We start from the raw sequence: 14065 nt of genomic DNA, 5'->3' as shown, positions 1-14065 counted from the left end.
ACAAAAAATTATCAAGGAGGTAAATATGTATTGGACTTTAGAATTGGCTTCTTACTTGGAGGATGCTCCATGGCCGGCTACAAAAGATGAGTTGATTGACTTTTCTATCAGATCAGGTGCTCCAATGGAGGTAGTTGAAAACCTGGATGAGTTGGAAGATGATGGGCAACCTTATGAAAGTATTGAAGAGATATGGCCTGATTATCCTACTAAGGAAGATTTCTTCTTTAATGAGGATGAGTATTAATCATTCTTGAGTTTGAAATAGAGCAAAAAGGAATAAACCTTTTTGCTCTATTTCTGTTTGCTCAAAATAGCTTCTCCAAGATATAAATCTTCCGGGGTAGTGATTTTTATATTTTCGTAACTGCCTTCCACTAGATGAATCATGTGGCCTGCGTATTCAGCGACACTAGCGTCATCAGTGAAGAAGCTCATTTCTTCTGTTTGAAAGGCTTGTTTGATTACTTCCACCTTGAATGTTTGAGGTGTTTGAATAATCCTGTATGCTTCTCTGTCAACAGCTTGGCTGTTTCCTTCTGCGTTAAGCTTTCTAATAGAGTCTTTCGGCTTTACAGAGCAAATTGCATTGCCGTATTTTTCGGCTTCATCGAAAGCGTTTTGAATCATTTGCACTGTTGCAAATGGCCTTACTCCATCATGTATTGCGACTAAGTTATTGTTCTCGCTTTTTATACAGGCTAAGCCATTGGATACTGATTGGAAGCGACTTTTTCCCCCAAGGCAAGTTTGTATGTCCTTAATGTCAGTATATTGCTTCTTGAGTTCTTCCCAGATAGGAATCGAATCTTTTGGCAGTACCAGTATGATATTGATTTCTTTCGAAAACTTTTGAAATGCTCTAATCGTGTGAATGATGATTGGGGTGTTGTTAATTCTTAGAAACTGTTTAGGAATGCTTGATTGCATTCTTGTTCCACTTCCCCCGGCTACTATTATCGCATTATATTTCATAGGTAGAATTGTTAAGCAATAAAAAAAGCGACACAATAAAATGTCGCTTTCAAAAGTGATGTTTGAATATTTTAGATGATTAGCATAGCATCTCCATAACTGAAGAATCTATACTTCTCTTTAATTGCTTCTTCGTAAGCTTTCATAACTAACTCATATCCTCCAAACGCGCAATTCATCATTAATAACGTTGATTCAGGAAGGTGAAAGTTGGAAACCAAAGCATTGCAAATTTTGAAATCATATGGAGGGAAGATAAACTTGTCAGTCCATCCTTCATAAGCCTTTAGCCTGCCATTAGCGGAAACTGAAGATTCTAATGATCTCATTGAAGTGGTTCCGATAGCGCAAACTCTTCTTTTGCTGTCTAGAGCTTTGTTGACCGCTAGCGCTGTGTCTTCCAATATTTGGAAGTTTTCAGAATCCATTTTATGCTTCGTAAGGTCTTCCACATCCACAGGTCTAAAAGTGCCCAGACCGATATGCAACGTGATAGAAGCGATATCTATGCCTTTGATTTCTAGTCTTTTTAGTATTTGAGGAGTGAAGTGAAGTCCTGCAGTAGGCGCTGCAACGGCTCCTACATTTTTAGCATAGATAGTTTGAAATCTATCTCTGTCTTCTGGCTCAGCGTCTCTTTTTAGTTCCTTAGGCAGTGGCGTTTCTCCTAAGCTATCGATTGTTTTGTAGAAATCTTCATCATCTCCCTCATAAAGGAATCTGATTGTTCTACCTCTGGAAGTAGTGTTGTCAATAACTTCTGCTACCAAGTCGCCGTCTCCGAAGTATAGCTTGTTTCCAACGCGAATTTTTCTCGCTGGATCTACAAGCACATCCCAAAGGTGCATTTCTTTATTTAATTCGCGAAGAAGAAAAACTTCGATTTTCGCGCCAGTCTTTTCTTTGTTGCCGTATAGCCTTGCAGGAAAGACTTTTGTATCGTTATTGACTAATATATCACCTTCGTCGAAGTATTCTATGATGTCCTTGAATATGCGATGTTCTATTTCGCCTGTATCCTTGTGCACTACCATCAAACGAGACTCATCTCTGTTTTCAGATGGATATTGAGCAATTAGCGATGAAGGCAATTCAAATTTGAATTCTGATAATTTCATATTTTAATTTGCGGATTAAATTAAAATGTCCCCTTTAGGTCAAGATTACAAAGATAACCAATTACTTGGCAATGGACTTAATATTTTTGTAATTTTTTAAAATATTGAAGCTGGGATTGCGTTTGAAAGAGCTTGTTTTTCAAATAATTGCACCCAAGTCGCTAATTTAACAGCAGAAATTGTATTATGTTATCGACTTGACATAGTATCTGTGGCGTATTGAAAATTGAAAGCTGAGGTGTTTTCAATATTGTGCGAGCTTAAGTTTTGTCTTTTCTTCTCTTCCTTTTTTTTTTGAAATAATCTTCGTTTTCTGGATGTTTGATGCCTGGAGTATACTCTTTAAGAGTTATGTCCAAGGATCCAATTAGCAATTTTGCTTTGACTTTTAGCGGGATTTTATGCGTGTCGTCGGAAAGCCAAATCTGGATGGCGTCTCCTCCGTCAAAAAGCTTGTTGTTTGGCAAAATCGGGCTTAGAACCAAGGCTTCTTTTTTGCCTGCTTTGGTATTTATTATTTCTTTGCCTGTGAGCTTGATATGCATATTGTAGACTGTATCATCAAAAAAGCCGTCTATTCTAATACTGTTGCCAATTTGCAATGTGTCTAGATTGAATGTTCGGAGAAAATAGGCTCCGCTGACGATATCGCGTATATGACTGGGAACATTGAATGTGTCAGCTCTTATGAATTCGCCAGTTTCTTTATTCAATTTTTGGACAATAGCTTTATCTTCCGATTGCTCAAAGAGAATGTTTTGTTTTTTTCGATAGCTCATTTCGCGCACTCTGAGATAAAATTTTTCAGGCAAAAGAGATGTAGTGTCAACAAACGTACCCCATTTATCTTCCAAAGTAGCCGCTAAAGCAAATACACCCACGGTTTTGCCGCTTACTTCTAGATTATAGCAAGGTTTGTCATTTATAATATGAATGTCATCGCCAACACTTATCGTAGCTTCCCCCGCGTTGACAAATCCGAAATGTATTTTGTACAAGGCGACTTCCCCTTGAGAAAATGCATTATTGGTATTGTCTGAGCTGTTATGGTTCTTTTGAGCTGAAGCACTAATAGCAGTTAATGTGAGAATAATTGCTACTATAATCCTTGGCATATAAAGCTTTTGGCTCATGTAAATTATGTCTTTCGGAATAATATTTTGTAACATCATGCTTTATTATAACGAAAAAATATTTTTTTTTCTTATTCTTATGGCAATAAATTTACAAAGAAGGATATTTTTTTTTCAGATCATTGATATATTCTTTAATATTCTGATTGTATTTTTCTTTGAAATCTTTTTCTAGCAGACTGTAGTTCGCATTGTATCGCAAATAGGCCATGAAAAATGTGTTGTTAGGCGTGTATTTATCGAAATAATGCGGATATCGAGAATTTTCATGAAAAGAAACTGTGTCGAGGTTATGTATGATTTGTTCTATGGCTTGAGTTTTTAGTTGTTCTTTTTGTTCGATGCTTAAGGATTGTTGCTGCATGGATTGGTACAAGCTATCCATTTTTTTCGCTCCATGTAAGACATAGGCGTCGAATTTATGGCTGTCATGCCAGCCGTTGATATAATTTATGTAAGCTCTTGAAGTGTCGCCATAGTAGGTTTTCAGATATTTTACAGCTCCTTTATGTCCTATAAATGTGGCAAGGTTCTCGTTGAACTGCACGCTGTCTTTGACGAAAATGGTGCCGTGGGTTAACTCGTGAATAATAAGCTCAGCTAGACGACCGGTTTTATAATCCAACATGTTTGATAGTATGGGGTCGTTGAACCAACCTAGAGTAGACCATGCGCCGGCAGTTCGTATATTTGTGTCAAGGCCTTGTTGCTGAAGTTGCTTGCGTTCTTTTTTAGCCTCGTTTAGATTGAAAAAGCCTTTGTAGGAAAATTTGCCAATAAATGGGAAAGACCATTCTTTAGCTTTCAATTCGAATGGTTCGCAGGCGGTAAGTACGAACATGATGGGATCGCCGTGTTGGTCAAACATTTTAGTGTAGTTTTTTGACTTTTTGATCCCGAGAGAATCTTCTGCATATTTTTTGATTCGTTGTATTTGCTCAAGCTTGGTCTTTAGTGAGTCCGGATAATCCGGGTCTGTCAAGTATGTTTCGATTGGCTTTGCCTCGATGAGTATTTTTGCTTGACCGCTAGCTTGTTGAAGCCCATAAATGACAAGTTTTCTTTGTGAATATAAAAACACAGCGATCAGAGCTAGCAAAAAAAATAGTATTTTGTATTTCATTTGTCGGAATACGAGTTGATGAGTTTATTTTTTTATATTAAAAATAAATTTGAGCAAAGTTGTTCAGCTTTGCAAGGAAGATAGTGCGATAAAAAATTACAATAAAACAACTAAAAAATTTTGCAAATTAAAATTCTTGTCAATATTTTTAACACGATTTCAAAATTGAAGCTAACCTAATTAGTAATGGATAATAGAGAAGAAAAACTGAAAGCCCTGAAATTGACCATTGATAAATTGGACAAAGAGTATGGGAAAGGGACTGTGATGAAGCTTAGTGATGAGCGAGTTGAGAACTTGCCGGCCATTTCAACAGGCTCGTTAGGGCTTGATGTTGCGCTTGGCATCGGTGGTGTGCCAAGAGGTAGGATTATTGAGATATTCGGTCCTGAATCATCTGGTAAGACTACGCTTTCCATGCATTGTATCGCAGAGGCGCAGAAAAATGGCGGATTGGCTGCATTTGTGGATGCTGAACACGCTTTTGACAAGTCTTATGCTGAAAAGTTGGGTATAGATACTGATAATTTATTGATCTCGCAACCTGACAATGGGGAGCAAGCCTTGGAGATTGCGGAGCATTTGATCCGTTCTGGAGCGATAGATATTATCGTAATCGACTCAGTGGCTGCTTTGGTGCCAAAAGGAGAGCTTGAAGGCGATATGGGAGACAGTAAGATGGGCTTGCAAGCTCGACTAATGTCTCAAGCTTTGAGAAAGTTGACTGGAGCCATAAATAAGACGAATTGCACTTGCATATTCATTAACCAGCTAAGAGAGAAAATCGGAGTTATGTTTGGCAACCCTGAGACAACAACTGGGGGTAATGCATTGAAGTTTTATGCTTCTGTTCGTTTGGACATCAGAAGAATTGGCCAGATCAAGGAAAGCGCTGATAACATACTTGGTAATAGAACTAAGGTGAAAGTTGTAAAAAATAAAGTAGCGCCTCCTTTTAAGATAGTGGAGTTTGATATTATGTACGGAGAGGGGATTTCTAAAGTAGGAGAGATCCTTGATATAGGAGTGGAGCTTGGCTTGATTAAAAAGGCCGGATCATGGTTTTCTTACCAAGACAGCAAGTTAGGTCAGGGTAGAGATGCTGTGAAACGAATTATTCAGGACAATCCTGAGTTAATGGATGAATTGGAAAGCAAAATCAGAGCGACGTTTTCTCCAGTAGAGGATAAGGCTGAAGAAGAGGAGACTGAGAAAAGCGAAGCTTGATCTTAGATAAAATATTGAACTGTAAGTTTCTTGAAAAGAGCCTCTATCCGGGGCTCTTTTGTTTTTAGATCTTTTTGGATGATTCCATTAAAAAAAAAAGCGGTAAAAAGAATGTTAGCCAAATTACTTTGGAAAATGCCTCAGATTAGAAAATGAAAAAATCTTCTCTTATCTTGCAGGTTGATAGACAATTACTATAAGATAAATGATAAAAAATAGAGACGGGTTTTCATCGAAACTAGGGGTGATTGCCGCGGCGGCTGGTTCCGCTGTAGGATTGGGTAATATCTGGAAATTTCCATATGTGGCAGGTCAAAATGGAGGAGCTGCATTCATATTGATATATTTGCTGTTTACATTTTTGGTGGCTTTGCCGGTATTGCTTTCGGCTTTTGTTATGGGACGTTCCACTGGCAAGAATGCTGTGGGTGCTTTCAAGTCTGTATCACCTCGAGGCGCTTGGAAATATGTGGGGCTGTTTGGAATTTTAGCGGCTTTGCTATTGATATCATTTTATGGCGTGGTAGCTGGCTGGACGACCGAGTATGTTTATCTGGCATTGACAAATCAATTGAACTTGGGAACGGCGGAAGCTTACCAACATTTGTTTGAAAGCAGAGTGGCTAATCCTGAAAGCTCTATTTTTTGGCTGGCGATATTTTTGGCTTTTACCGTGCTGATTGTTATTTCAGGTGTTAAAAATGGCATTGAAAAATACGCGAAGTTGTTAATGCCTTTATTATTCGCGCTTTTGCTAGTGTTGGCATTCCGCTCAATAACGCTTGATGGAGCTGATAAAGGGATAGATTTTTTATTGAATCCTGATTTTTCAAAGCTTTCCGCAGAGGCTGTGCTTTCGGCTTTGGGACAGGCGTTCTTTTCTTTGAGTGTTGGTATCGGAACTATGGTGATTTATGGATCTTATATTCGTAAAGATGTCAATTTGCAAGTTACAGCAAGTGAGATAGCATTAGCGGATGTTGCCATCGCTATATTGTCGGGCTTGGCAATCTTCCCTGCTGTATTTGCTTACAATGTTAGTCCATCAGCGGGTCCTGGATTAGTATTTATCACGCTTCCTCAGGTGTTTCAATATATGCCTGCGGGTTACTTTTTTTCATTGTCATTTTTTGTGTTGCTTTTTGTCGCTGCTTTGACTTCTTCTATTTCAATGCTTGAAGTGTTGGTGTCATTTTTTGTGGAAGAGTATGATATGAGAAGAAAAAGAGTAGCTATATCGATTTCATTGGTGATAATAGTATTGGGAAGCATTTGCGCTTTGTCCAATAACTTATTGGCGGATGTGAAATTGTTTGGATTGTCAATTTTCGATCTGTTTGATTATATCGTTACCAATTTAGCTATGCCAATAGGAAGCTTTACGATTCTAGTCTTTGTAGGCTGGAGAATGGATCAAAATATAGTGAAGGAAGAGCTTGGACTAGGCAAGCGAATTAACCAAATGGGATACAATGCAATTATGTTTTTGGTGAAGTTCGTAGCGCCATCAGCGGTGCTGATCATTTTCTTGAATGGCATAGGTTTGCTTGGTTAATCAGAGCATAGCTTATAAAAGAAGTATTGGGTAGGAAGTTTTTTTTGCCCTGTACTATCTCCAATGTTGAACTTTTGAGCTCCTTCTATTTGCTTGGGATAACCGACATCATTGTATTCAAGTGAAAAAGTTTCCTTTCCAGTTAAATTATCGGATTGGAATTTATTCGCTATGGAGTTGTTTGGAGAAGAGTATTCATATTCAAGAATCAGACCTGCATAAGGAGTATTTAAGAATGCGGATTTTCGTTGATCATAAATGAGTTCAATAAAGAATGAAGTGTTGCCATATTGATCTCTCTTTACTCGACGAATCATATTGCCATTGCTGTCATACAAGAATTCTTCGGAATCCATGCTTTTATGAGAAATAGGTGTGATGCTTATTGGTTGAAGCCTTTTGTTGGTATGTATTAAGAAGGTGAACGTATCGTTATAGTCGGTTTTGACTGTTTTTTTTATAGTATTTTTATGAGGATGAATAACGAAAGTTATCTCTTCAAATTTCTTTCTTCTTTTCTTTCCTGATTTCGTAATCGTAAACCCTTCATCAGTATAATAGATCTTTTCTACCCAAGAAGAGTCTTTGTAGCTTTTGTTTAGTTTAGTAATGAGTCCTTTATTATTATAAGCAATACTGGTTCTGACTCCATTGTAGTCAGTAAAGTCAACTGGTTGGAGGCAAAGTTTTGAGTGGTTTTTTGAAGTGTTACAGGCAGAGATTAAAAGTGAAAATATAATTATTAGCCTGTATGGTTTCATAATAAATAGTGTGTTGATGCTCAAGATAGAGACAATCAACACACTAAAATGTTTTGAGGAATATTAATGAAGCAATTTTGCTTGCTATTGCTCGCTTTGCTCAGGTTCTACAGGATTCCAACCGCCTCCCAAGGATTTGTACAGAAGCACGGAAGAAATCAATTCATCTCTGACAGAAATACTAAGCTCTAACTCAGCGTCAAATTGCCTTCTTTGCGCATCTAGCACGTCCAAATAGTTTATGTATCCATTGAAATACTGGATATTGGCGATTTGAAGATATGCAGCGGAGGATTCGTTGACTTTTTCTTGAGCTTGGCGAATTTCTATGGCCTTGTAATGCCTAACAAGGGAGTTTGAGACATCTTCGAAAGCGAGCAGCACTACCTGCTTGTAACCTTGAAGAGCTTGTTCGTGCCTTGCTTTGGCAGCGACAAGATTTCCTTTTAATCTGCCTCCATTGAAAATTGGAGCTGTAAGACCTGCAAGGAAATCCCAGTATGTGGCTTGTAGAAATTTGTCAATAGAATTGCTGCTCAAGCCTATGTCGCCTGTTGATAGAGCCAAGCTAGGCAGCATATTGCCTTGCGCCACACCAACACTGGCATTGGCAGCTATTAATAATTGTTCAGAGCTTGCAACATCAGGCCTTCTGTTAATTAACTCAGAAGGTATGCCTGCGGGAACAATTGGGCTAACGGGAATGTTTTGGCTATTGAGCGATTCTCCTCGAGGAATTTCTTGAGGAGGCACGCCTAATAGAATGCTGATTTCATTTCGTTTAAATACCAGTTGCTCTTGAAGCTTTGGAAGTACAGCTTCAGTTCTTGCGAGTTCAAGCTGTGCCTGTATCAATCCTACTTCATTGCTTAACCCTCCCTCAAACCTTAATTTTGCTATACGTTCAGCTTCTTTTCTTGCGACAATGGTTCCTTGAGTGATCTCAATTCTATTGTCAAGATCCAAAAGCTCGAAATATGCCTGTGCCACGTTGCTGACAAGTGAAATGATGACCGCTTTGTAGTTTTCACTAGTGCTTAGTAACTCTGCTCGGGCGGCTTCATTCGCTCTTCGATATTTGCCCCAAATGTCAAGCTCCCAAAGCACGGTCGCATAGCCTTCATAAGTATCGGTCGTCTTAGTCTTTCCTTCGGAATTAACTTCTCCTTCAGTTTCATAAGTCAGCTTAGCACCAATTTGTGGAAATAATGGACTGGCAGCGACTCTTCTTAACCCAGCGGCTTCTTCGATTCTTGCCATTGCGATCAAGGCGCTTTGATTCTGAACAAGCGCTTGGTTGATTAATTCTTGAAGAACAGTGTCTTGATAAAGTTCCCACCAAGCCATGTCAGCTAGATTGGAGAGACTGTCCGTTTCATTGTCCCAAGTAGCAGGGATTGGCATTTCAGGTCTTTGATAATTCCTTCCAATCTTGCACCCCAATAAAGTGAACCCGAAAAGGATGAAATATATTAAATATTTGCAGTGTTTCATGATTCGTCGTCTTTAGGTTTGGCTTTGAATAATCCTGAGAGTTTCTCCTTTGCATCATTGATAAGAACATAGAAGAATGGGATGAAAACGATACCTATTAATGTGGAGGCAATCATTCCAACAAAAACTCCAGTGCCAATGGAGTGTCTGCTGGCAGAGCCTGCTCCGCTGGCAAGAACCAATGGGATCATGCCTAATATGAATGCGAAAGAAGTCATCACAATAGGTCTGAACCTAAGTTTTACCGCTTCCACAGCCGCATGCGCAGGAGAGTAGCCTTCCAATTGCTTTTCTTTGGCGAACTCAACGATAAGGATGGCATTTTTTGCGGATAGTCCGATTAGTGTCACCAATCCAATTTGAAAATATATATCATTTTCGAGTCCTCTGAACCATATGCCTACAAAAGCTCCAAGCACGGCAATCGGCAATGAAAGCAATACTGCGATAGGAATAAGCCAGCTTTCATATTGGGCTGCAAGGAATAAAAAGACGAAAAGTAGAACAATAGTCAGTATTGGTCCCATTTGGCCTTCGGCTTCTTTTTCTTGATAGGAAAGGCCGCTCCATTCAAACCCAATATTTTCCGGCAATACATCTTCCGCTAATGTTTCAAGCGCATCCATTGCTTGACCTGAGCTATACCCGTTGCCAGGGGTTCCGCTTATAGTAGTGGAAGTAAATAGGTTGAATCGGTCGATAGATCCCGGTCCAGTTGTATAATTAGTCGTTCCTAAAGCTGTCAAGGGGATCATGGTGCCATTATTGGCTTTTACATGAAACCATTGGAGGTCGGAAGGATGCTCCCGGTATTCTTGATCAGCTTGAAGGAATACTCTGTATATACGATTGAATTTATTGAAATCATTAACATATACGGAGCCTAAAAAAGCCTTCATCGTGGAGAAAATATCAGCTAATGGAGTTCCCAATAATTTAGCCCTATCCCTGTCCAAGTCAAAGTACAATTGAGGGATACCTGTTTGCATATTATTAGAGACGCCGGAAAGCGCTTTTTGCAATTGAGCATGCTTCATCAATGTGTCAGTGGCATTAACTAAATTATCCCAGCTGTTGCCGGTTTTATCTTGAAGCTGGAATTCAAAGCCGCCTGAATTACCCAAGCCGGGAATCACTGGAGGAAGAGATATGTAAGCAATAGCCTCAGGATAGTTGTAAAATTCACTTTCGCAATCTTCCATCACTTTTTGGACTGTCCAGTTGTCGTCTTTTCGTTCTTCCCATGGCTTAAGGATCACGATAAACAAGGCTCTCGATTCGTTGGTCCCAACTTGGTTGCTGGAACCTTTGATGCTTTGGACATGCGCTATCGCAGGGTGCTTGGTTAAGTATTTGATCGCCCTGTCAGCTACTTTGCTGGTTCGTTCCAAAGTAGCGCCTTTAGGCAAAGCAAGTTCAATATTGAAAAAACCTTGATCTTCCACAGGGATAAAACTTGTAGGTATTTTACTTCCAAGCAACACGATTAAAACAATTATGACAAAGAAACTAGTCAGTGTATGCTTCTTTCTGGCTAAAATGCCTTTGACAAAATCGGTGTATTTATTATTGCTTTTTTCAACCCATTGGTTAATGCTTCTGAAGACGATGTTTTGATTAGGTTCTCTTGGCTTTAATATGATCGCGCATAAAGCAGGGCTTAAAGTCAATGCAACTACTGTTGAGATCAATACGGATACAGCAATAGTAATGGAAAACTGCTGAAATAGTCTGCCGGTAATTCCTTCTAGAAAACTTACTGGAAGAAATACAGCGGCAAGCACAAGTGAAGTAGCCACAATAGCTCCTGAAAGTTCTTTCATAGCTTTATGGGAAGCGGCATAAGGTGAAAGTTTTTCTTCTTCCATAAGTCGCTCTACATTTTCCACTACCACAATGGCGTCGTCGACTACAATACCAATGGCTAGAATTAGCCCCAATAGGGTAAGCATGTTGATTGAGAATCCAAATGCTAACATGACGGCGAAAGTTCCTATCAATGAAATAGGCACCGCAATCGTAGGCACTAATGTTGATCTCCAGCTTTGCAATGAAAGGTATACAACCAATACAACTAGCACTAAAGCTTCAAAAAGAGTTTTGTATACTTCCTCAATGGATTCGGAAATATATATAGTCGTGTCGAATGGAATGGAGTGTACAATGCCCTCCGGGAAATTCTTGCTGATCTCATTCATCTTTTCTTTGATCTGTTCGGACACTTCGATGGCATTGGCATCCGGCAATAAAAAGATATCCAGCATGGCTGCATTTTGTCCGTCCAGCTCAGAGTTGTTTCTATAGTTTGATGCGGCTAATTCTACTCTGGCTACATCTCGAACTCTGATTATAGAACCATCTTCATAAGCTTTCACTATGATGTTTTCGAATTCTTCGGCATCTTCAAGCCGTCCTTCAGCCGTAATCGGCAAAGCGACATCAACATTATTGATCGGTGGAATACCAAGCTCTCCAGCCGCTGATTCTCTGTTTTGGTCTTTGATGGCACTTTGCAAATCTTTGATAGTAAGCCCATAAGAGGCTAGCTTGTCCGGTTGAACCCAGATTCTCATGCCATAGTATCTAGAACCAACATTAGAAACTCTTCCTACTCCCGGTATCCTTTTAAGGGCATCCAGCACATTGATGGTAGCGAAGTTACTTAGATATATTTCATCGTATTTTGGCTCATTTGATTGGAGACAAACTGTCATCAATCTGCTTGGCGATTGTTTTTCGATGTTGATCCCATTTTGCACTACTTCGGCGGGAAGGCGCGATTCGGTTCTTTTCACTCTGTTTTGAACTTCAATGGCGGCTATGTCCGGATCAGTTCCAACTTTGAATGTGATATTAATATTCAATCCTCCAGTGTTAGTGCTTCTGGAGTCCATGTAGATCATATTAGGCGTTCCGTTGAGCTCCTGTTCAATAGGAGTCGCTAGGGCTTCTGACACCACTTTGGCATTAGCTCCAGGATATGAAGTGCTTATTTTCACTACTGGAGGGGTAATGTCCGGGTATTGAGCGATAGGCAACAGGAAGATCGCCATGACTCCCAAAAGCACTATGATAATCGATAGCACTATTGAGAAGATGGGTCTGTCAATGAAAAATTCAGAATTCATTCTATTGCTTTTCTTCGTTGTAAATTAATTCTTGATATTGTTGCTCATTCAGGGCTTTTACTCTTTGGCCTGGAGTGAGCTTTTGGATTCCTTCCACTACGATAGTTTCGTTAGGAAATAACCCTCTTTTAATGGTTGTGCTGTTTTGAAATTGGACGCCTGTTTCGATAAACCTTCGCTCTACCGTAGAATCTGATTTCACAACATATACAAATGCGCCACCCTCAGCGATTTCCATTGCTTTGTTAGGAATCACAACCGTATTGAACTGAATATCTCTTAATAGTTTCACTGTTGTAGGCTGTCCGGGCAGAAGAATATTGCTTGGGTTTGCTACCACACCTCTTACAGCATATGTTCCTGTTTTGGGGTCTACTTCTGGCGCGGTGAAGTTCAAATCTCCTTTGTATTCGTATGTCGTATTATCAGGCAGTGTAATGGATACCACATCCTTTACTGGTATGGAATCGCTGCTTGAATTCAATCTTCTTTGCGAACTTAAGTAATCCAGCGCTGTCATATTGAAATTGACAAACATCGGGTCGGTTTGCACAACAACATTGAGCAAAGATTGCCCTTGGGAGCCTACAAGTCCTCCGATATCTACTTTTGAAGCTCCGATATATCCATCAAGGGGAGATCTGATATCAGTAAAGCTCAATTCTAATTTAGTTTGGTCAAGATCGGCTTTAGCGATTTCCACTTTGGCTTCAGCTGTTTCTTTTCTGGCAATAGCATTATCCAAATCCAGACGACTGGCAGCGTTTTGCTCAAACAGCGGCTTTATTCTGTTCAAATGCCTTTGAGCGATATCTAATTCCACTTTAGCTTCCGATAATTGGGCTTCGGATTTGATAACGGCAGCTTGATAAGGTCGTTTGTCAATAACATAAAGCAACTGGCCTTTATGTACTTTTGTGCCTTCTTCGAAGAGTCTTTTCTCCAAAAAGCCATTAACCCTCGCTCTTATTTGAACCGAGAGAGAGGCTTGTGTTCTTCCCACATAATCTCCATAAAATTTGATATCCTCAAGAGCTACCTTTGAAGTCGCTACTATTGGAGGTGGCGGCATTTTTTTGCCTTTATTGCATTGCATGAAAAGCAGAGCTAAAGTAAATATGAGTAGACTACTGATATAGCCTGGTTTTATTTGTTTTATTTTCATCTTCAACTTAGTGTTTGTGAATAAAAAATAAATAATATGTTGGTTTGGTTTTTAATTGATTGTTTGAAATTCTATGATTGAATTTTATTTATTTAATTTTGCTAAATATATAAATTAATATCTTACTAAAGGCGACTTAAGTCCTTGAATGTGAATTGTAAAATTCTGCAAAGATTTTTTTTGTACAAAGTGCGGACAATATAAAGCTTGTAAAAAAATCATATAAAGCATCTCAATGTAAAAAATGTTAAAAGCGGTAGTTCGTTTAATTAGATATTAAAAAAAAACAATTTATTAAATATTCTGTTAGTTAGCACACTTTTCATAGTGTATTATTTAAAATTATATGTAGTTCCATTGGACATTAAATCGTATTAATACTTACA

11 protein-coding genes are annotated in these 14065 nt (G+C 39.0%); 3 read left to right on the top strand and 8 right to left on the bottom strand.

From position 1 onward, the window contains the following. Positions 1 to 25: 25 nt before the first annotated feature. On the top strand, positions 26 to 247 hold the full coding sequence (locus AABK36_RS17130; RefSeq protein ID WP_309940067.1) for a DUF2795 domain-containing protein: 222 nt from the start codon (positions 26 to 28) through the stop codon (positions 245 to 247). Positions 248 to 294: 47 nt separating this feature from the next. On the opposite strand, the gene AABK36_RS17125 is transcribed toward AABK36_RS17130, so the two are convergent. The 4 genes from AABK36_RS17125 to AABK36_RS17110 all read right to left on the bottom strand — a co-directional run bounded on the left by AABK36_RS17125 (position 295) and on the right by AABK36_RS17110 (position 4349). Beyond that, positions 295 to 975 (bottom strand): 2-C-methyl-D-erythritol 4-phosphate cytidylyltransferase, encoded by a 681-nt coding sequence (locus AABK36_RS17125; protein ID WP_309940068.1) that lies wholly within the window; start codon positions 973 to 975, stop codon positions 295 to 297. Positions 976 to 1046: 71 nt separating this feature from the next. Continuing rightward, a complete protein-coding gene (queA, locus tag AABK36_RS17120; RefSeq protein WP_309940069.1) occupies positions 1047 to 2093 on the bottom strand; it encodes a tRNA preQ1(34) S-adenosylmethionine ribosyltransferase-isomerase QueA in 1047 nt (348 codons plus the stop codon). 260 nt (positions 2094 to 2353) lie between these two features. After that, a complete protein-coding gene (locus AABK36_RS17115) occupies positions 2354 to 3226 on the bottom strand; it encodes a DUF3108 domain-containing protein (protein WP_309940071.1) in 873 nt (290 codons plus the stop codon). Between the two features lie 91 nt (positions 3227 to 3317). After that, positions 3318 to 4349 carry an aminopeptidase gene (locus AABK36_RS17110; protein ID WP_309940072.1) on the bottom strand — a complete coding sequence of 344 codons (1032 nt, stop codon included), beginning with the start codon at positions 4347 to 4349 and terminating at the stop codon, positions 3318 to 3320. Positions 4350 to 4535: 186 nt separating this feature from the next. Here AABK36_RS17110 and recA point away from each other — a divergent pair, with 186 nt between their 5' ends. Both recA and AABK36_RS17100 read left to right on the top strand, forming a co-directional pair. After that, positions 4536 to 5576 (top strand): recombinase RecA, encoded by a 1041-nt coding sequence (recA, locus tag AABK36_RS17105; protein ID WP_309940073.1) that lies wholly within the window; start codon positions 4536 to 4538, stop codon positions 5574 to 5576. Positions 5577 to 5781: 205 nt separating this feature from the next. After that, complete coding sequence (locus AABK36_RS17100) at positions 5782 to 7131, top strand: sodium-dependent transporter (protein WP_309940074.1); 1350 nt, start codon at positions 5782 to 5784, stop codon at positions 7129 to 7131. On the opposite strand, the gene AABK36_RS17095 is transcribed toward AABK36_RS17100, so the two are convergent. From AABK36_RS17095 to AABK36_RS17080, 4 genes are all read right to left on the bottom strand, one after another. Then, positions 7128 to 7892 carry a hypothetical protein gene (locus AABK36_RS17095; RefSeq protein WP_309940076.1) on the bottom strand — a complete coding sequence of 255 codons (765 nt, stop codon included), beginning with the start codon at positions 7890 to 7892 and terminating at the stop codon, positions 7128 to 7130. The genes AABK36_RS17100 and AABK36_RS17095 overlap by 4 nt on opposite strands. Positions 7893 to 7976: 84 nt before the next feature. Beyond that, entirely contained in the window at positions 7977 to 9386 is a 1410-nt protein-coding gene (locus AABK36_RS17090; protein ID WP_309940077.1) for an efflux transporter outer membrane subunit, read from the bottom strand. Continuing rightward, positions 9383 to 12514: an efflux RND transporter permease subunit gene (locus AABK36_RS17085; protein WP_309940078.1), complete on the bottom strand. Its 3132-nt coding sequence runs from the start codon at positions 12512 to 12514 to the stop codon at positions 9383 to 9385. Before AABK36_RS17085 ends, AABK36_RS17090 begins: the two co-directional genes overlap by 4 nt. A gap of 1 nt (position 12515) precedes the next feature. Beyond that, on the bottom strand, positions 12516 to 13679 hold the full coding sequence (locus AABK36_RS17080) for an efflux RND transporter periplasmic adaptor subunit (RefSeq protein ID WP_309940079.1): 1164 nt from the start codon (positions 13677 to 13679) through the stop codon (positions 12516 to 12518). Between the last annotated feature and the right edge of the window lie 386 nt (positions 13680 to 14065).

The organism is Aureibacter tunicatorum (genome assembly GCF_036492635.1).
Classification (GTDB): domain Bacteria; phylum Bacteroidota; class Bacteroidia; order Cytophagales; family Cyclobacteriaceae; genus Aureibacter; species Aureibacter tunicatorum.
The sequence above is the reverse complement of the archived record's forward strand: the minus strand, read 5'-3'. Positions and strand labels throughout refer to the sequence as shown.